The organism is Leptolyngbya sp. BL0902 (genome assembly GCF_016403105.1).
In the GTDB taxonomy this organism is placed as follows: domain Bacteria; phylum Cyanobacteriota; class Cyanobacteriia; order Phormidesmidales; family Phormidesmidaceae; genus Nodosilinea.
The window spans coordinates 1,590,128-1,605,670 of the sequence record NZ_CP046155.1 but is presented as its reverse complement, the minus strand read 5'-3'; the positions used below and the strand labels follow the sequence as shown (position 1 = coordinate 1,605,670).

Below are 15,543 nucleotides of genomic sequence, written 5' to 3'. Positions count from 1 at the left end.
TCAATCGGAGGGGTGGCGGTGCGTCTGAGGGCGGAATCCCGATCCAATAGGGCAGAATGTAGCTTTGATGTGCCGTTTCGCGTGAGGAGATGACGTTTTTGCCATTTGCTTGGCGATCTTGGCCTGGGTATCGGCTGGCCCTAGGGGTTGGGGTGGCGGTGGGCTTTGCCCTGCTGTTTATGGCGAGTGTGAACCTGGCCTCGCTGCCGGGAAAGATTACCGCCATTTGGTTCCCTGCCGCCTTCACCTTAGCGGCCCTGTTGCGCTATGGCCCCACCATCTTGCCCGGTGTGTTTGTGGGAGCCTTTGCCATTGTAATCGTGGGCCTGTGGGATACGGGCTTGTCCTGGCCGTCGCTGCTTTGGGCCAGCCTGGTGTTTTCCGGCTGCGAAACCCTGCAACCGCTGCTGGCAGTCTGGGGTCTGCAAGGCTTCCGGCCAGGTTGGTTGACTAGGATCCATCGCGCCCGCCCCACCCAAGCCCTAAGCCCAGACTGGTTTCAGTCGGTGCCCAGGGTGTTGCGGTTCATTGGGGCATCGGTGGTGTCGCCCATCCTCCCCGCCCTGGCTGGTAGTTTGACCTGGCAAGCCGTGGGACTGATTGAACCCGCCGATGTGCCCCTCACCTGGCTCACTTGGTGGCTACCCGCCGCCATGGCCCATCTCATCTTTGTGCCGCCCTTACTGCGAATGCACCACCCCCAACCCCCCTGGGGACGAGGGAGTACCTTGGCCCAAGCCTCCATCGGGCTCTTTGGGGCTTTTATGCTACTGCTCTACCTCACCTTTGGCCAGGGCTACCCGATTGACTACATCTTCCTGCCGCTGCTGATGCTGGTGGTGTTTCGGCTGGGGCTGCTCTCGGCCAGCCTGTGTTTGGCCATCATCACCGTCGTGGCTATCTACGCCACCAATCTGGGCCTGGGGGCCTTTGTGCGCGAGGCTCCCCACGAGTCGTTCCTGTACCTCCAGTCCTTCCTGGCGGTGCTGTCGTTCACCATTTTGATCCTCTCGGCGGTGATTACCGAACGCCAGGTCTCCCAACAGCGCCTAGAGGAAACCCTCGCTTCCCTAGAACTTCAGGTGGAAAAACGGGCCGAGGAACTGCGCCAAAGCGAGAATATCCTAGCCGGACTGTTTGCCGCCTCCCCCGTTGGCCTCGGCATTTTAGACGAATCCCTGCGCTTGGTGCGAATGAACCCAGTGCTGGCTAATTTGGGCTTTTCCAGCAGCCTTCCCCTGGGGGAGGGGAGCATTTTAATGCCCGATCTCGCCCAGGCTATCCAATCCGCCTATCAGCAGGTGGTTCGCACCCAAACCGCCCTCATTGACCAAGAAGTGGAAACCACCACCACCGCCGAAGTTGAGATTCAGCGCACCTGGCTACTCTCCTGCTTTCCCATCCAAGGGCTCGATCCCGTCACGACCCAAGTGGGGGTAGTGCTGCTAGAAATTAGCGACCGCAAGCGCCTCGAAGCCTCCCTCCAACAGCAAGCCGACCTGGATGCGCTCACCCAACTGGCCAATCGCCGCGCCTTTGATCGCCACCTGCAACGGGTGTGGGGCCAGTGTTTGCAGTTCCAACAGCCCCTCAGCTTAATTCTGTGCGATGTGGATTACTTCAAAGCCTACAATGATCGCTACGGCCATCCCATGGGGGATCAATGCCTGGTGCAGGTGGCCCAGGTGATTCAGCAAAGTGCCCGCCGCCCCGGAGATTTGGCTGCCCGCTATGGGGGCGAAGAATTTGCGCTGCTGCTGCCCAATACGCCCCAAGAAACAGCGCAGCACATAGCGACTACCCTTCAGGCCCACCTTCATGATTTAGCCATCGTTCATACAGACTCGGCGGTGAGCCACCACGTCACCCTCAGCCTTGGCCTTGCCACCCACGTTCCCCAACGGGGCGAATTTTCCCAGACCCTGATCTTGGCCGCAGACCAAGCCCTCTACACCGCCAAACGCCAAGGCCGCAATCGCTGGGTAGCCAAGGAAAACTAGGGCCTTGGTGCATGGCTGTGCGTCGGCACTAGCCTCGCCTTGGCGTTATGCACCCTACAACCTAAAGCCCCCTAAAGCGGCAACGGCCAACCCTTGACGGCCATCGGCCAACACAGTATCTACGGACTTTTCGGTATTAATCGAGGTGCCCTTAATATTATTCTCCAGAGGTCAACGCTTGACGAATAATAGGAGCAGATAAGCGAGCGGCCTCAACGGATGGATGGGAGTACTCATCTCGATACAATAAATCGCCATTTGCTGCATTATAAGTACATATTCGGCCAGGACAAAAGATATCAAACAAGTCTACGACTGATATCTTTCCCTCCTGTTCAAGGGAGCGGAGAAAATCATCTAATTCTTGCCTCCTTTGCAATGAAGCTGTTTTTCCTGGTAATTTACAAGGCGTTCCAAACGGATGAAACCACTGCCTTATAGCAACATTAGGTTTACAGTTTGCCTCTCGCGCGAAGGGATTACCGTGTAGAATAGCTAGATTCAGATCTTTGGATTCAATCAACCTGGAGAACTCTATTAAATTATTCCGAAATTCCTGGAAATAAACATCATTGTCAGATGTTCTAACTGGAGGTGATAATCCCGCCATATCGTTAACTAAAAACACCCAGTCATTAGGCTTAAGAATAGGAATTATATCAAAAATAATAAGCGACCAATAGTGATCAGAGTAATCGTCAGTATTTTTTCGACTGCTTCCTTGGAAACGACTTGGCAATACCGACGATCCCCATGAAGAAGTAATAATAACAGAATATTCATCTTCGCGTATCAATTCATCAAAAGCATGAGTAAAGGATGCCGAAAAGGAATTTCCTGCCACTAGCACTCTTGCCTTTGAATCTTCTAAAGATCCTAAGGTGCATTTTTCGACATCAATTTTTTTATCTATATCTATCTCACCTGATATGACGCAGTCTATTCCCCTCCATTCTCCCTCAGCTCCATCAATAGAATAAGGTTCAGTTAATGACTGAACTCCTTTGGCAATTAATTCGGGATGACGACCGGAATACAAACTAAGAGCAGGTACTTTGGTCAGAGAAAATAGGAAGCCAGCAATGATGACTGAGGTCAAAATTCCATAAAATGCGACTTTCCAATCATGCCCAGGCCACTTTAGTTGCCTTGACGGAAGCTCAATATATTGAAAAGAGAGCCACGCAAAGAAGAGTATTATTCCAAGTTGTACTGGGATAAGCCACCAGTAGATACCAGTTGTCCATCTGCTAATTGATAAAACGCTCCAGTGCCACAAATAGAGTGAATAGGATATTGATCCCAGGAATATAATTTCTTTTCGAGATAATAGACTAGTTTTTTTGGTTCTCGTTTGAGTGATATGAACCAGCACGGCGGATGTTGCAAGTGCAGTTAAGACTGTCCCTTGTACAGCAAAAGCCAGAGGTAAAAAGAAAAAGGATGTGATTGCTATCAGTAGCACTAGGCATGTCGCCTGAGAAATTATGTATTTGTATAGAAAATCTCGTGAATATTGATAAATTCCGCCTGTTGTAGTGACATGACTAATGAGCAAATACGCGAGGGAACCCAACCCTATTTCCCAAAACCTGGTAGCAGCAGAAAAATAAGTGGACGATCTGTCAATCGGATATAAATAGATAAATCTCAGAAAAGAGATGAGTATGACTATAGATATTATCCATGTGAAGATACGCCTTTTATCCCAGTACGTATGCCTTATTCTTGTTGTGATCCATAGGGAAATCCATGCAATCAGACATAAGAATAATTCAGATTGGATCAACGCTCCTAGGAACCAAGTCTGTGTAAAAGGATTGAGCTCAGATGATGTCGCGAAATAATCAGTAGCTTGTTGAGTTAAATAAATATTTGAGAAGCCAAATAGTGACGCAATACCTGTTGTGATTTCTTGTTCTGGATCAGGATTAACCAAGCATATTATTAAACTCGTTACAACGACACAAACAATTAGGGCTGGCAGTATACGCCTGATTCGCTTGGCTAGAAAGTTTGAAAAGAATATTACAGGATTCAATTCTGACTTTGATAGAAGTGATGAAGTCATGAGAAGGCCAGAGACAACGAAAAAATATCTACCCCTAAATAGCCACTTGGCAAGAAATCTTTATTTAAGTGATTGACAATAACAGCAACAACAGCAAGAGCACGAAGTCCGTCGATTTCAGTCCAGTACTGAGCTTGAGAAGATGGCTTATTCATAGATGATCCCCTATTGATCTGAATCTGAGATGGCACTATCTATATGGCTAGGTCTAAGGGATGGCCTCTAGCCTGACTGACACAACGCAAAGAAGCCTTGATATCTGGTAGGTTGGGTGGCGCGATAGCAAAGCCCAACAAGCCCTAAACCCTCGGTTGATGTTCAGTTTTCGCCTGAGGAGACGCTTTGCGAACGCTGTGCTGCACCCAGTCTACGTTAGAGATGTGTCAGGCAATCAGGGGTAGAGGACGTTACCAAGGGAGATTCGTAGGGCTTCCAATCCTGGGCCGATGGGGCTTTCTAGCCAGTCCAGCAGTTCCGGTACCCGTTGGCCTTGGGGGGCAGAACTGGGGGAAATGTTGCCCTTGGGTGGGTTGAGGTCGAAGATCACCATTTCAAATTGAGCAGGTGGAATGCGGAGCAGAAATTGGTAGAGCTGGGTGCGCCCTTGGGGGATGGCGTTGGTAGGGGATTGCCCTGGGGCAGAGTTGGCCCTCACCCCCGGCCCCTCTCCCATGGGGAGAGGGGAGTTAGATGTGGCAGGGGGCTGGATTTTGTTGAGGAGGATGGGGATTTCGGCGGCGGCGCGGTCGGGGATAGCGGTGCGGGCTAATTTGAAGGCAAAGGGAACGCTGCGACCTGCGCCGAGGGCATCGTAGAAACCGACGGCAAATTCGATGGCGGCGCGGTCGGGGATGGCTTGGGTCATGCCGATGACGTAGGGCACATAGGTGGCGATGGCATTCGCCTGCACTTCGCTATAGCAGCCGTTGAGGACGACGCAGGTGAGCGGTTCGGGGAATTCGGCGGGGTCGGCGAACAGGGCAAAGAGGTCGGCGAGGGCGTTGCCGTCGATCAGGTTGGCGTTGCCCGTTTCGTCCTCAAAGGCCAGTCCGGCTTCGCCATCGCCATGGCCGGAAAAGTGGACGATCTGAGGCATTTCGTCCAGCATGGCCCGCTGAATATCGCGGGAACGGACGGCTTCGTGGGAAATCAGCGTAAACTGATCCCGCTGTTGGGCGCGGCGCAGTCCTTCTTTAATGTCCCGCAGTTCTTCGTCTAAGCGCAGGCGGGTAGTGTTTTTGGGGTTGGCGGCGAGAAAAAGAATTTTCGGCATGGTGGCTATGGACGGGAATAGGGTATCTCCGACTCCTGGTATACCAGTAGATAGCCGTTAAGATGCCGTTTGGTAAGGATGAATTTGGGCTAAGGCTTCCGCTTCTGACTGTTGGGCACGGTAGAGATCCCACCGTAGTTGTAGCGTGAGCCAAAAGTCGGCAGACATAGCGAAGAACTTAGCGAGCCGTAGGGCTAATTCTGGCGTTACCCCCTGCTGTTCGCTGATCACGGCTTCAATCTTGGCCATAGGCACGTTAATGGAGATCGCCAGATCTTCAGCAGATAGCCCCATGGGAACTAAAAACTCTTCCAACAGCATTTCGCCTGGGTGGGTTGGTGATCGGTGGGTCGGTATTCTCATGACTTGGTTTAGTGATAATCGACAATCTCAACCTCGGTTGCCCCCTGCTCCACCCAGCCAAAACAGATGCGGTACTGGTCGTTAATACGAATGCTGTACTGCCCTGTGCGATCACCCTTAAGAAGCTCTAACCCATTGCCAGGGGGCACTTTCAAGTCATCCACAGAAGTAGCGGAATCTATCTGGTCAAGCTTTCGGACAGCACGCTTCCAAAGCGTTTGTGGACAGGTGGCTCTTGCCGTTTTGGAAGCCTTGCCGTTGAAGATATCCTCCGTTCCCTGATTGCGGAATGAATGAATCATCTGGCGGTCTTAATCTCTAGTCTCAGCATAGCAAGGGAATCTTCTTTGGGAAAAGTTGAGGGAAAATCGAAAAGGACTCCTACCTTGGGGATGATGGCGATGGCAGGCAAGTTTTTTGAGAAACCTGGCCCAGAATTGGCGGATCGGGTGCCGCCGGGACAAAACTTGGCCAAGGGGTTTCCGGTGCTTACCTATGGCGAAACGCCGGAGGTGAGCGGGGCCGATTGGCGGTTAACCATCTCTGGCCTTGCCCAGCCCCAAACCTTCACCTGGGACGACCTGATGGCCCTGCCCCAACGCGACTTCACCGCCGACTTCCACTGCGTTACCACCTGGAGCAAGCTGGATGTGTCGTGGACGGGGGTCGCCATCACCGACCTGATGGCCACGGTGGAGGTCGATCCCCAGGCGGTTCACGTTATGCTGCACTGCTCCGGCGGCTACACCACAAATTTGGATTTGGCGGACTTTTTACGACCCGACAATTTCCTGGCCCATACCCTGAATGGAGAGCCCCTCCCTGCCGAACGGGGTGGCCCGGTGCGGGTGGTGGTGCCCCATCTCTACGCCTGGAAAAGCGCCAAGTGGATCAGCGGCCTAGAGTTTTTGGCCCAGCCAGAACCGGGCTTTTGGGAGCGCAACGGCTACCACATGCGGGGAAACCCTTGGGCTAGAGAGCGCTACAGTCGCTAGGCTAAGGCGCTGCAAAATCTGGAATCCTCAGTATCATCAGGAAGGCCAATTCCCGTCCCTCAGCGCCCAAGCATGGACATTCTCAATCTGCTCACCCGATTATTGCTGTGGCTAGCCATTGGCTATGGTCTGTGGTGGGCTGTGAAAAAGCTGATTCCAGAAAAGTGGCTCACCTGGCTGGGGGGCGGGCTGATTTTGCTGGTGGTGTTGGGGGCGTTTATTGACCCCAACGACCGCACGGTGGGCACCTTTTGGCAGCTCATTTCCCTGCCGCTTACCCCCCTGGGTGCCGCAATTACCATGCTATTTTTGGCCCTGACAAAGGATCCCAAAAAGGTGGAGCGCAAGCTGGTGGTGGCGGCCCTAGCGGTGATTTGGGTCAGCAGTATGCCGCTGATAGCACGGGGGCTGTCGGTGCAGGCAGAGGAGTCGGTGCAGCGGGCCTACGAAAATCAACGCACCCTGTGCAGCACCAATTTCTGCGATGCCGCCGATGCGGTGCCCCTTCAGTTGGCCAGGGCGATGGTGGTGATTGGCGATAACGCCGATGCCTACCGAGTCTCCAATCACCTGCCCAGCCAAAGCGATTCGGATGTGCCGTTGGATCCTATCTTGGTGTCGCGGCTCAACAGTGCCGCCGATGTCTATGGTCGGGTGGCGGCGGCGGCTCCTTTGGTAACGGTGACGGCGGGGGCCAGAGACAGCAACAGCGACATTGGCCAGCAGCTCGATCAATCCATCCGCCAGCGGCTAGTCAATCGCGGCATCCCCACGGACAACATCAACATCATCAACACCGGAATGGACATTCGCGGCACGGTGGAGAACCAGAAAAGCTTCCTCACCGACCGTCAGCTCTTTACCCCCCTCGCCCGTGGAGAGCGCCGCACCGAACGGGACAACCGGACTACGAACCGAGTGATTTTAGTCACCCCTGCCCTGGCCATGCGTCGAGCAGCCCTCGCCTTTGAAAATGATGGTCTGCAAGTCGTGGCTTGGCCCACAGAACTCTATGGAGCCCCCCGCAGCCGCGCCGATGGCACCCTCGCCCGATTTTCCGATCTGGTGCCCAATGTGGGAGCCCTGCGGATTACCACCCGCTACTGGGAAGAACTCCTAGCCTCGATGTACTACTATATGCGGGGCTGGTTGCCCCCCTTCAGTATGCGCTGGGATGAGGTAGTAGAAACCCTCGACTAATCCAGGCTGGCTGGGTCTACCCCCCCCCGACGCAAGCAAGCCTAGCCCTCAACTTGGTAGGCGGCGGGGCCGTGGATGAACTCAGAGAGATCCAGGGTAAGCCCATCGCTAGAGGCCAAGGGAGCCGGGGGCAGGGTGGATACGGTTTCTTCGATGGGGGCCGGGGCCATCATGTCGCTGGGCAAAAAGATGCGGGCACTGACCGCCAGCATAGCCACAGCAAAGATCAGCACAATCAACAGGGGCGCAATGTAAGACCGGAAGAACGACATAGAGCCAAAAAAGAGGAGAGAGGGGAAAGGTGTGAAGGGATGTAACCGCTGCTCTCATCTTACATGGAAAGTCTCGTCCCATCCCCCTCAGCCGTCAGCCGTTCCTCGCTGGGAGGTCGGTCTTCTGAGCCGTCTCGCGCAGGGATAAGCCCACCGGGTGACGGGCAAAAGCTAAGATATCTCCGCAGAATAGCGCCATCTTGCCCTCTTTTGAGAGAATAGAAGCATAGGCTTCCCGTCTGCCGAGCCCTGCCCCTCCCCGCTCGCCTCACCTCGTTGAATGGCTGGGAACGGGTGTAGGGCATGACGGCTTCACCCGTTCGTCCTGTTTCTGATGGGGTACCTGCCATGACCACCAACCTGCTCACGCTGCCCAAGGCCGAACTCCACATCCACATCGAAGGATCCCTAGAGCCGGAGATGATGTTTGCCCTGGCCCAGCGCAACGGCCTCGCTCTCCCCTACGATTCGGTGGAGGCGGTGCGAGCGGCCTACCAATTTGAGCATCTTCAGTCGTTTCTGGATCTCTACTATGCCGGGGCGCGGGTGCTGCAAACGGAGCAGGACTTCTACGATCTCACCTGGGCCTATCTAGAAAAATGCGCCGCCCAATTCGTGCGCCATACGGAAATTTTCTTCGACCCCCAAACCCACACCGACCGAGGCATTCCCTTCCCCGTGGTGATCGACGGCATCACCGCAGCCCTGCGGGATGGGCAGCAACGGCTGGGGGTGTCGTCCGGGCTCATTCTCTGTTTTTTGCGTCACCTCAGTGCCGAAGCCGCCATGGCCACCCTAGAGGAAGCCCTACCCTACGGCGACCGCTTCCTGGCGGTGGGGCTAGATTCCTCCGAGATGGGGCATCCGCCGTCGAAGTTCCAAGCGGTGTTTGACCGGGCTAGGGCCGAGGGCTTCCTCACCGTGGCCCACGCCGGAGAAGAGGGGCCACCGGAATACATTTGGGAAGCCCTGAAACTGCTGAAGGTGTCCCGCATTGACCACGGGGTGCGCTGCGTCGAAGATCCGGCCCTGGTAGACTTTTTGGGCGAACACCAAATTCCCCTGACGGTGTGCCCCCTCTCCAACATCAAGCTCTGCGTGTTCGACACCATGGCCCACCACAACCTCAAGCACCTGCTCGATCTGGGCCTGTGCGTGACGGTCAACTCCGACGATCCCGCCTACTTTGGGGGCTACATGACCGAAAACATGGCCGCTATTGCCGCCGCCCTGCCCCTGACGCCGGAGGATATGATTACCCTGGCCCAAAACTCCTTCCGGGCCTCCTTCCTCAGCGACGAGCAAAAGCAAACCTTCCTCCAGGCCGTGGCCCAGGCTACCTAGGTGGGGAAGATCGCCTATCGAAAGGACTACATCCGCTCTAGGACGCGAATGCCCAGCAGGGAAAGGCCCAGTTTGAGGGTTTTGGCGGTGAGGTCGCAGAGAATCAGCCGCGAGGTACGCTGGGGTTCCTCGGCCTGAAGGACAGAACAGCGGTCGTAGAACTGGTTGAAGGTTTGGCTGAGTTCAAACAGGTATTGGCAGAGGCGGTTAGGGTAGAGGTCTTGGGCCACTTCCTCTAGGACGGTATCCAGTTGCAGCAGGTAGCGGCTGAGGGCAAATTCGCTGTCGTCCTCTAGGTGAAGGCTGGCCTCGGCGGGGAGGTGGTCAAAGTCGATGCCGCCCTTGCGGGCAATGCCCTGCACCCGCACGTAGGCGTAGAGCATGTAGGGGGCGGTGTTGCCTTGCAGGGCCAGCATTTTGTCGAAGCTGAAGATGTAGTTGCTGGTGCGGTTTTGGCTGAGGTCGGCGTATTTCACCGCCCCAATCCCTACGGCTTCGGCCACGTTTTGGATGAAGTCTTCGGTCTCCTGGCGTTCTTCGGCCTGGATGCGGGTTTCGAGATCCGCACGGGCGCGGCTGACGGCTTCATCGAGCAAGTCCTTCAACCGCACCGTGTCGCCGGAGCGGGTTTTGAACTTTTTGCCATCCTCCCCCTGCACCACCCCAAAGGGAACGTGGGTCAGATCCACCCCGTCGGGAATCCAGCCCGCCTTCCCCGCCACTTGGAACACCTGGGCGAAGTGGTTGCCCTGGCCCGCATCCACCACATAGAGCACCCGTTCGGCCCCATCGGTTCCGGTGCGGTAGCGGATGGCGGCGAGGTCGGTGGTGGCGTAGTTGTAGCCGCCGTCGGTTTTTTGGATGATCAGCGGCAGGGGGTTGCCGTCCTTGTTGGTGAAGCCATCGACAAAAACCACCTTTGCACCCTGGTCTTCCACCAGCAGCCCTTGGGTTTCTAAGTCCTGCACTACATCGGCGAGGAAAGGGTTGTAGAAAGATTCGCCCCGTTCCTGAATCTGGATATCCAGACGGTCGTAGAGCTTTTGAAATTCCTGGCGAGACTGGGAACAGAGCACCTTCCAGGCTTTGGTGGCCGTTTCTTCACCCGCCTGCAACTCCACTACCGCTTCACGGGAACGGGTTTTGAAGTCCTCATCGGTATCAAAGCGCAGTTTGGCCTGTTTGTAGAAGGCCACCAGGTCGCCAATGTCTACCGTGGAACCTGCTTCCAGGGCTTCGGGACAGGCTTCTTTCAAATGAGTGATCAACATGCCAAACTGGGTGCCCCAGTCGCCCACATGGTTCAGCCGCAGGACGTTATGGCCCATGAATTCCTGCACCCGCGCAATGGAGTCGCCAATGATGGTCGAGCGCAGGTGGCCGACGTGCATTTCCTTGGCGATGTTGGGGCTGGAAAAGTCCACAATAACGGTTTTGGGCTGCTCTACCGGGGCCACGCCCAAACGCGGATCCGCCTGCATCGCCTTGAGTTGGGCCTCCAGATAGGCCGTCTTCAGCCGCAGGTTAATGAAACCGGGGCCAGCAATTTCTGGGGTGTCGCAGAGGTCGCCCAAGTCCAGATTTTTGACGATTTGGCGGGCAATTTCCCTAGGGTTTTGCTTCAGCGGCTTGGCGAGGGACATGGCCACATTGGCCTGAAAGTCGCCAAACTTGGGATTGCTGGTGGGCACCAGCATCGGGTCGGTATCGGTCAAATCCTCCCCAAAGGCGGCCACCATGGCCCGCTGAATCTGGGTTTTAAGCTGTGCGACGGTAGACTTCATGGCGACTGTAATAACCTAACCGAGGAACCTTCCCAAACCCCTAGGGCCAATCGGGACAGATAGAACCCTTCAATCCTAAGCCAATCTGTTCCCCCCTGGTGTCTCTCCTCGGTCGTTGTCTTCCGGTAGGTGCATTGCGGCTCTGGTGGTTGATGGTCGGTATTGCCAAAGCGGTTTGCCGCGAATGCACCCTGCGAGTCTGGGGTAGTTACGGTTCGGGGGTGGTTTGGGCGATGGTGAGCCATTCTTGGACGACGTAGGGGGCGGCGACGAGTTGGGCGGGGGCTTGGCCCACCAGGGGCACCGCCAGGGTGAGGGGAATGGGGCGGGGCATCTCGGTTAACACCGTGCCCAGGTCGTATTGGCTGATGTTGTCAGGCAGCACGGAGGCTGGGGTTTGGGGATCGAGGGCGTAGGGGGCGCTCCAGTGGGCGGTGGTTCCGGTGTCGATGGCGAGGGCCTGCTGACGATCCACCGTTACCTGCCCCGGAAACCCCACTAGGCGCAGGTAGATACCCTGAATCTCTGAGCCTTGGTAGCGCTTGAACACCGTCGCTTGCCAGGCCATATCCCGCTGATCGCGCAGGCTTTGGCGAGATCGGACGGTGGTTTGACCCGGTTGCTCGTGGTAGGTGTGGATGGAGGCCCAGGCCGGAGCAGCCGTGACCAGCAGCAGCAATACTCCCAGCGCCAGCGCCAGAACTAGACGACGTATCCAGTTCCACAGGGTATCTGGGGTGATCAAATCGCTGAAAATCATGCCAAGGAGAAGGTTAATGGGTGGGAATAGACCCCGGTTGAGGGCGACTGGGCGCTGGGTTTGGGGATGGCACGAGATCTTTTTGCAGCAGTAGACGGCGAGGTTGGAGCCCCAGCCATGCCCCTAGCCCCTCCTCCACTTGCAGCACCTCAAACCCAAACCGACGATAGAGCCGTCGCGCCCCTGGGTTATCTTCCATGACATGGAGGTAGAGGTGATCAACGTGCCAGGTCACAGCGAGGGCTTCGCAGGCGGCTAAGAGTTGAGCCGCTACCCCCCGCCGCCGCCAGGGCTGCACTACCGCCAGGTTGGAGATGTACACATGGGTAGCGCGGGTTGGTTGCCAAGGCCAAGATTGCCGCTGAGACACCTCCACCGTTCCCACAATAGTTTCTGGGCGGAGATCGCCAGGGGAGGCTGGAGTAGCGGCTGGCACCACCGCCGCAAGGCAAGCATAGTGGTGACGCTCGGTTTTGAGCCGCTGCTTTAGATCCTCCTGAATGCCCAGCCGCAGGAGGGGGTACAGCCACGCCAGCCAGCCCGTGCGATCATAGAAACTACTAGCCAGCGCCTCGGTTAGTTGGCTCAAATCCTCTAGGCTCGCAGGTCGGATGTGCGGCGTGGGCCAAGCGTCTGGGGAGGCCCAATCCACTGGCTGGCTGTCATCGGTGGGGGCCTGTGTCCATTGAGAGGTATTCGAGGTATTGAAGATTGATTCAGCCATGGCACCCCATGTACGCCGTACGACCGGAGACGCGATCCAAACCCAATCGCCTGTCTTTCCCCTGACTACGTTAGCATCTTGACCCTGTTAGCATTCTGCTATGGCTGCACCCTTTTTAACCCGCCTCGAATCCTACCGCGATCCCCAGGCGCTTTGGCCCCTGGCCGCAGGGCTATCGGTGGTGGCCCACGGCGTGCTACTGCTGCATCTGCCGACGTGGATAGAGCCCAGGCCAACGGCACCCGATACGATTCCTGTTCAACTGCTTGTGCTTGCTCCAACCCCGGCCCCCCATGAGGCGCTAGATTCTCCCCAGACCCCAGAGGCAAGTCATCCAGCAGTCGATCAGGCGGCTTCCGTTGCCCCAGCCGCTGCACCACCGTCTCCGGCCCCCCCGGTTGCTCTGTCTTCTGGGGTTCCTGGGCCTGGTGTTCTCCCTCCCCCTGCCCTACCCCCTACTGCAACGTCCCGTCCGCCTGCGGCTGCCCCATCCCCGCAGATGCCCCCGGTTATATCTCCCCCAGCGACCGCAAGCCCCTCACCGCCATCCCCCTCACCGTCACTACCACCGACGGCCTCTCCATCCCCCACTGTCCCGCCATCTTCCCCAGCGCCACCACCCCCTTCCCTACCGCCTTCCCCAGCCCCCACCCCGCCATTCCCCCCAGATTCCCCCTCAAGGGTTTTGCCGCCAGCCGCAACGCCGCCAGCCGCCGCGATCCCCCCTGTCTCGCTACCCCCCAGCCCAGGACAGGCCACCGAACAGACCACCGGATATCTCATCCCCCTGGGCCTGCGCCCGACGCCCTACGGCAGGGATTGGCCCGATACGCCGCCCCAGTTGTTGAGCACAGCGGCCATGGCCATCCCGCCTGGAGCCTGGGGGTGCGGGAACACCCATCTAGGATCTATGGCTAGCCCAGGCACGGTCTTGGCGGTGGCGCTGCGGGTGCAGGTGGAAGCCGATGGCACGGTCTCCGCAACCTACGTCGATTACAGCAGCGGCAACCCGGCTCTGGACAACCTGGTAAGCTGCATAGGACAGCGACAGTTGCGCCTAGCCCCGGCCTTGGTGGATGGACAACCCCAAGTTACCGATGCCTATCAGGTGGATTTTCAGGTGCGGTTTTAGGAGAAGGCTCAGATGTGGGATGTCATCGTAGTTGGGGCCGGAATTAGCGGCATTACCGCAGCTCAGCGCCTCGCCCAGGCTGGATGTCGGGTGCGGGTGCTCGATAAATCGCGGGGGCTGGGAGGGCGCATGGCCACGCGGCGGGTAACGGAGCCCCAGGGAGATGGCCCAACGGTGGCGGTGGATCACGGCTGTCGGTTGATTCCATGGCCTTCTCCCCCAGAGGAATCCTGGCTAATGCCTTGGATCGATCAGGGCCTTTTGCAACCCTGGACGCCCACGGAATTCACCCTAGGCGCAGATGGGTCGGTCGCTCTCCGTGCTGTCCAGGAAGGTGTCGCAGCGCCGTATTACAGCGTTTCCCAAGGGATGAGTGCCCTGGCCAAGGCGATGGCGACGGGGCTTTCTATCCAGCGGCAAAGCCGAGTGACCCAGGTGTGGCTCACGGCGGCGGGATGGCGGGTGGATTGGGTGAATGATGCGGCAGGGGTAGCGGCAGGCTCTGACCCTGAAGCAACCACTCCCCTGGAGGCACGGGCGCTGGTGTTGGCCCTGCCAGCGGCCCAGGTTATTCCCATTCTGCGGGCGGCCACGGCTCGAAACGCGGAGTTAACTTCGTTTTGGGCGGCGGCGGCAGCCGTCACCTTCGACCCGGTAATTACCGTGATGGCGGGCTATGACTCAGCAATCCGCGCCGATCTAAGTGGGGTGCCTGCTAACGAATCCACCGCAGCGGGATGGATGGTGTGGGGAGACGGGCATCCGGTGTTGCGCTGGGTGGTGCTAGATAGCAGCAAACGCCCCCATCCGCCCTACCCCGTGGTGGTGGCTCACAGCACTGCCGCCTTTGCCGAGGCCCATTTTGACGCGGCGGATCTTCCCTCTGTGGGGCAAGAGATCCTAGCTGCCGCTGCTGCCTCCCTAGGCCATTGGCTAGCCCAGCCCACCTGGATGCAGGTACACCGCTGGCGCTACGGTCTGGTTAAACAAGCACACCCTGCCAACGTGCTGTACACCGAAGCGGTGCCGACCTTGGCAGGGTGTGGAGATTGGTGTGGGGGGGTGGGCCTAAACGAAGCTGTGATTTCGGGAGAGGCCGCTGCCCAGCGCATTCTTGAAAGCCTAAAGACAGGCTCAACCTACATGGCGGCTGAGTAGTCGTTGCCCTCTTTATTGGCGTTCTCGTTCGTATTTTCTTCATCGGCCCCACGGTTGTTGCGCTTGAAGAAACGCTGCCCCCCAGAGCGCTTTTTGCGAAACTTGCGGGCGTAGGCTTGGTTACGCAGTGCTTTTTCTTTCTTGGGATTGCGACGCTTCGACATTAGATAACCTCAGACAACAGAGCAGCCGTGATCAGAATCAAGGGCAAGGCACTCAAGGAAGGAAGGTGGTGGCCAGACTGCAAAATGCCGAAAAGGTTAGGGGGGTGGCACTTTGTCGCAATGTTTGCTGCAAGAACAGCGTCTGGACGATCTGCCCGAGTAGAAACCAGTGAATCAATCATCACATGACCAGAGGTTTACTTTAGCACATCTAGGCAAGCCCCCAGAAATCTCTCGGTCTGCCCAGGGGCGGCGCGGCTAGCCTGCGCCCAAGAGCTAGGCCGCGTGACCTAGGGGAGGAGG

The 15,543-nt window shown here is 57.1% G+C and carries 16 protein-coding genes; 6 read left to right on the top strand and 10 right to left on the bottom strand.

The annotated features are described in order from the left end of the window. Nucleotides 1–89: 89 nt before the first annotated feature. Nucleotides 90–2,000: a GGDEF domain-containing protein gene (locus GFS31_RS07285; RefSeq protein ID WP_198807538.1), complete on the top strand. Its 1,911-nt coding sequence runs from the start codon at nucleotides 90–92 to the stop codon at nucleotides 1,998–2,000. 157 nt (nucleotides 2,001–2,157) lie between these two features. Here GFS31_RS07285 and GFS31_RS07280 read toward each other — a convergent pair whose 3' ends face one another. The 5 genes from GFS31_RS07280 to GFS31_RS07260 form a co-directional block, all read right to left on the bottom strand. Then, nucleotides 2,158–4,071: an acyltransferase family protein gene (locus GFS31_RS07280; RefSeq protein WP_198807537.1), complete on the bottom strand. Its 1,914-nt coding sequence runs from the start codon at nucleotides 4,069–4,071 to the stop codon at nucleotides 2,158–2,160. After that, entirely contained in the window at nucleotides 4,068–4,226 is a 159-nt protein-coding gene (locus GFS31_RS07275) for a hypothetical protein (protein ID WP_198807536.1), read from the bottom strand. The genes GFS31_RS07280 and GFS31_RS07275 overlap by 4 nt, the downstream gene beginning before the upstream one ends. A gap of 236 nt (nucleotides 4,227–4,462) precedes the next feature. After that, nucleotides 4,463–5,344 carry a CHAT domain-containing protein gene (locus GFS31_RS07270; protein ID WP_198807535.1) on the bottom strand — a complete coding sequence of 294 codons (882 nt, stop codon included), beginning with the start codon at nucleotides 5,342–5,344 and terminating at the stop codon, nucleotides 4,463–4,465. 57 nt (nucleotides 5,345–5,401) lie between these two features. Then, nucleotides 5,402–5,707 (bottom strand): HigA family addiction module antitoxin, encoded by a 306-nt coding sequence (locus GFS31_RS07265; protein WP_198807534.1) that lies wholly within the window; start codon nucleotides 5,705–5,707, stop codon nucleotides 5,402–5,404. Nucleotides 5,708–5,715: 8 nt separating this feature from the next. After that, entirely contained in the window at nucleotides 5,716–6,009 is a 294-nt protein-coding gene (locus GFS31_RS07260; protein ID WP_198807533.1) for a type II toxin-antitoxin system RelE/ParE family toxin, read from the bottom strand. 99 nt (nucleotides 6,010–6,108) lie between these two features. Here GFS31_RS07260 and GFS31_RS07255 point away from each other — a divergent pair, with 99 nt between their 5' ends. Both GFS31_RS07255 and GFS31_RS07250 read left to right on the top strand, forming a co-directional pair. Continuing rightward, entirely contained in the window at nucleotides 6,109–6,702 is a 594-nt protein-coding gene (locus GFS31_RS07255) for a sulfite oxidase-like oxidoreductase (RefSeq protein WP_198807532.1), read from the top strand. Nucleotides 6,703–6,774: 72 nt separating this feature from the next. Continuing rightward, entirely contained in the window at nucleotides 6,775–7,902 is a 1,128-nt protein-coding gene (locus GFS31_RS07250; RefSeq protein WP_198807531.1) for an ElyC/SanA/YdcF family protein, read from the top strand. A 41-nt stretch (nucleotides 7,903–7,943) separates the two neighbouring features. Here GFS31_RS07250 and GFS31_RS07245 read toward each other — a convergent pair whose 3' ends face one another. Further along, nucleotides 7,944–8,174: a hypothetical protein gene (locus GFS31_RS07245; protein WP_198807530.1), complete on the bottom strand. Its 231-nt coding sequence runs from the start codon at nucleotides 8,172–8,174 to the stop codon at nucleotides 7,944–7,946. Between the two features lie 348 nt (nucleotides 8,175–8,522). On the opposite strand from GFS31_RS07245, the gene GFS31_RS07240 reads away from it, so the two are divergent. Continuing rightward, nucleotides 8,523–9,518: an adenosine deaminase gene (locus GFS31_RS07240; RefSeq protein WP_198807529.1), complete on the top strand. Its 996-nt coding sequence runs from the start codon at nucleotides 8,523–8,525 to the stop codon at nucleotides 9,516–9,518. Nucleotides 9,519–9,544: 26 nt separating this feature from the next. Here GFS31_RS07240 and argS read toward each other — a convergent pair whose 3' ends face one another. The 3 genes from argS to GFS31_RS07225 all read right to left on the bottom strand — a co-directional run bounded on the left by argS (nucleotide 9,545) and on the right by GFS31_RS07225 (nucleotide 12,786). Beyond that, a complete protein-coding gene (gene argS, locus GFS31_RS07235) occupies nucleotides 9,545–11,302 on the bottom strand; it encodes an arginine--tRNA ligase (RefSeq protein WP_198807528.1) in 1,758 nt (585 codons plus the stop codon). Between the two features lie 208 nt (nucleotides 11,303–11,510). Then, the gene (locus GFS31_RS07230; protein WP_198807527.1) at nucleotides 11,511–12,062 is read right to left on the bottom strand and encodes a DUF3122 domain-containing protein; all 552 of its coding nucleotides are present in this window, start codon (nucleotides 12,060–12,062) and stop codon (nucleotides 11,511–11,513) included. Nucleotides 12,063–12,075: 13 nt separating this feature from the next. Beyond that, nucleotides 12,076–12,786, bottom strand: coding sequence for a GNAT family N-acetyltransferase (locus tag GFS31_RS07225; RefSeq protein WP_198807526.1), 711 nt, complete (start codon nucleotides 12,784–12,786; stop codon nucleotides 12,076–12,078). Nucleotides 12,787–12,886: 100 nt separating this feature from the next. Between GFS31_RS07225 and GFS31_RS07220 the strand changes: the two genes are divergently transcribed. Further along, nucleotides 12,887–13,918 carry an energy transducer TonB gene (locus GFS31_RS07220; protein WP_198807525.1) on the top strand — a complete coding sequence of 344 codons (1,032 nt, stop codon included), beginning with the start codon at nucleotides 12,887–12,889 and terminating at the stop codon, nucleotides 13,916–13,918. Nucleotides 13,919–13,930: 12 nt separating this feature from the next. Next, on the top strand, nucleotides 13,931–15,076 hold the full coding sequence (locus tag GFS31_RS07215; RefSeq protein WP_198807524.1) for an NAD(P)/FAD-dependent oxidoreductase: 1,146 nt from the start codon (nucleotides 13,931–13,933) through the stop codon (nucleotides 15,074–15,076). Here GFS31_RS07215 and GFS31_RS07210 read toward each other — a convergent pair. Then, nucleotides 15,058–15,240 carry a hypothetical protein gene (locus GFS31_RS07210; protein ID WP_198807523.1) on the bottom strand — a complete coding sequence of 61 codons (183 nt, stop codon included), beginning with the start codon at nucleotides 15,238–15,240 and terminating at the stop codon, nucleotides 15,058–15,060. The genes GFS31_RS07215 and GFS31_RS07210 overlap by 19 nt on opposite strands. Nucleotides 15,241–15,543: the final 303 nt, after the last annotated feature.

What these genes read in the sequence shown, in the direction of transcription:
- GFS31_RS07220 (WP_198807525.1), top strand. Translation starts at nt 12,887, where the DNA reads ATGGCTGCACCCTTTTTAACCCGCCTCGAATCCTACCGCGATCCCCAG.
- GFS31_RS07215 (WP_198807524.1), top strand. Translation starts at nt 13,931, where the DNA reads ATGTGGGATGTCATCGTAGTTGGGGCCGGAATTAGCGGCATTACCGCA.
- GFS31_RS07265 (WP_198807534.1), bottom strand. Translation starts at nt 5,707, where the DNA reads ATGAGAATACCGACCCACCGATCACCAACCCACCCAGGCGAAATGCTG.
- GFS31_RS07260 (WP_198807533.1), bottom strand. Translation starts at nt 6,009, where the DNA reads ATGATTCATTCATTCCGCAATCAGGGAACGGAGGATATCTTCAACGGC.
- argS (WP_198807528.1), bottom strand. Translation starts at nt 11,302, where the DNA reads ATGAAGTCTACCGTCGCACAGCTTAAAACCCAGATTCAGCGGGCCATG.
- GFS31_RS07230 (WP_198807527.1), bottom strand. Translation starts at nt 12,062, where the DNA reads ATGATTTTCAGCGATTTGATCACCCCAGATACCCTGTGGAACTGGATA.
- GFS31_RS07210 (WP_198807523.1), bottom strand. Translation starts at nt 15,240, where the DNA reads ATGTCGAAGCGTCGCAATCCCAAGAAAGAAAAAGCACTGCGTAACCAA.
- GFS31_RS07285 (WP_198807538.1), top strand. Translation starts at nt 90, where the DNA reads ATGACGTTTTTGCCATTTGCTTGGCGATCTTGGCCTGGGTATCGGCTG.
- GFS31_RS07255 (WP_198807532.1), top strand. Translation starts at nt 6,109, where the DNA reads ATGGCAGGCAAGTTTTTTGAGAAACCTGGCCCAGAATTGGCGGATCGG.
- GFS31_RS07245 (WP_198807530.1), bottom strand. Translation starts at nt 8,174, where the DNA reads ATGTCGTTCTTCCGGTCTTACATTGCGCCCCTGTTGATTGTGCTGATC.
- GFS31_RS07240 (WP_198807529.1), top strand. Translation starts at nt 8,523, where the DNA reads ATGACCACCAACCTGCTCACGCTGCCCAAGGCCGAACTCCACATCCAC.
- GFS31_RS07270 (WP_198807535.1), bottom strand. Translation starts at nt 5,344, where the DNA reads ATGCCGAAAATTCTTTTTCTCGCCGCCAACCCCAAAAACACTACCCGC.
- GFS31_RS07225 (WP_198807526.1), bottom strand. Translation starts at nt 12,786, where the DNA reads ATGGCTGAATCAATCTTCAATACCTCGAATACCTCTCAATGGACACAG.
- GFS31_RS07250 (WP_198807531.1), top strand. Translation starts at nt 6,775, where the DNA reads ATGGACATTCTCAATCTGCTCACCCGATTATTGCTGTGGCTAGCCATT.
- GFS31_RS07280 (WP_198807537.1), bottom strand. Translation starts at nt 4,071, where the DNA reads ATGACTTCATCACTTCTATCAAAGTCAGAATTGAATCCTGTAATATTC.
- GFS31_RS07275 (WP_198807536.1), bottom strand. Translation starts at nt 4,226, where the DNA reads ATGAATAAGCCATCTTCTCAAGCTCAGTACTGGACTGAAATCGACGGA.